General features: G+C 74.4%; 1 protein-coding gene. It reads left to right on the forward strand.

Translation table 11 applies throughout. The features are described 5' to 3' along the window. Positions 1-66: 66 nt before the first annotated feature. Positions 67-1,761: GAF domain-containing protein (locus tag EF903_RS32335; RefSeq protein ID WP_125548504.1), on the forward strand; the 1,695-nt coding region annotated here is incomplete at its 3' end.

Raw genomic sequence — 1,761 nt, forward strand, 5'->3', positions numbered from 1 at the left:
CCCGGCACGTGCCCCCGCCCCGCCTTGGCCACGCGCGGATCCGCGTGTCGGTGTTAGAAATGGCTCATGGCGGGACGATTTGGTCGACCCAGGGGATCGCCGCCCCGGCAGCCGACCGGGCAGAGCCCGGGGCTGGCCGCGCGCTTCGCCCGGGGGGCGCACAGTGTCGCCGGCCAGGTCTTCGCGCTGCAGGCGGTGATCGTGCTGCTGCTGATCGCCGCCGCCGCGCTCGCCCTTCTGCTCCAGGCCCGCTACGACAGTGAGCGCGATGCCCGCAACCGCTCCCTGGCCGCCGCCGCGTCCTTCGCGCAGGCGCCCGGGCTTCCTGCCGCCCTGGAGGCGCCGGATCCGACGGCCGTGCTGCAGCCGCTCGCGGAGGCCGCGCGGAAGGCGTCCGGGGTGGACTTCGTCGCGGTGATGACCACCGACGGCGTCCGCTATACCGACTCGCGGCCGGAGCTGATCGGCGAGCGGGCCTCCGGGGACCTGTCGCGCGCCACCGGCGGCGAGGGGTTCACCGAGGTGTTCCGCGGGGAGCCGAGCGACGCGGTGCGTGCCGTGGTGCCCGTACGGGACGCGGACGGGCAGGTCGTCGGGCTGGTGTCCACCGGAATAGAGGTCGGCAACGTCTCCGAGACCGTGGAGGGCCAGCTGCCGCTGCTGCTGGGCGCGGCGGCGGGGGCTCTGCTGCTCGGTACGGGCGGTGCGGCGCTGGTCAGCCGGCGGTTGCGGCGCCAGACGCGGGGGCTGGGGGCGGCGGAGATGGCGCGGATGAACGAGCACCACGAGGCGGTGCTGCACGCGGTCCGCGAGGGTGTCCTGATCATCAGTGCGGACCACCGGCTGCTGTTGGCCAACGACGAGGCGCGGCGGCTGCTGGACCTCCCGGCGGACGCGGAGCAGCGGCACGTCTCCGAGCTGGGGCTGGATCCGGGGACGGCGGCGCTGCTGCTGTCGGGGCGGGTCGCGACGGACGAGGTGCATCTGGCGGGGGACCGGCTGCTGGCGGTGAACGTGCGGCCGACGAAGCCGTACCGGGGTCATCCGTCGGGCAGTGTGATGACGCTGCGGGACTCGACGGAGCTGGCGGCGCTGTCGGGGCGTGCGGAGGTGGCCCGGGAGCGGCTGCAGATGCTGTACGAGGCGGGGGTGCGGATCGGGACGACGCTGGACGTGGCGCGGACGGCGGAGGAGTTGACGGAGGTGGCCGTCCCGCGGTTCGCGGACTTCGTGACGGTGGAGCTGCTGGAGCCGGTGCTGCGCGGGGAGGATCCGGCGCTCGCGTCGGGGGTGCACACGCAGATGCGGCGGACGGCGATGAGCGGGGTGCGCGGCGACCAGCCGCTGCAGCCGGTCGGGGACATGATCCGGTTCGAGGTGCCGACGGCGCCGATGGCGGCGGCGCTGGATGCGGGCCGGGCGGTGCTGGCGGCGGATCTGCACGCGGCGATGGGGTGGCGGGCGCAGGACGAGTCGGGGACGCGGGAGGCGTTGGACTACGGGCTTCATTCGTTGATCTCGGTGCCGTTGCAGGCGCGCGGTGTGGTGTTGGGGATGGCGAACTTCTGGCGGGCGGACACGCCGGAGGCGTTCGACGAGGAGGACCTGTCGTTCGCGGAGGAGCTGGGGGCGCGGGCGGCGGTGTCGATCGACAACGCCCGCCGGTACACGCGGGAGCATGCGACGGCGGTGACGCTGCAGCAGAGCCTGCTGCCGCGGGTGCTGCCGGAGCAGAACGCGGTGGAGGCCGCGTTCCGGTAC

The organism is Streptomyces sp. WAC05292 (assembly GCF_003949955.1).
GTDB classification, from domain to species: Bacteria; Actinomycetota; Actinomycetes; order Streptomycetales; family Streptomycetaceae; genus Streptomyces; species Streptomyces globosus.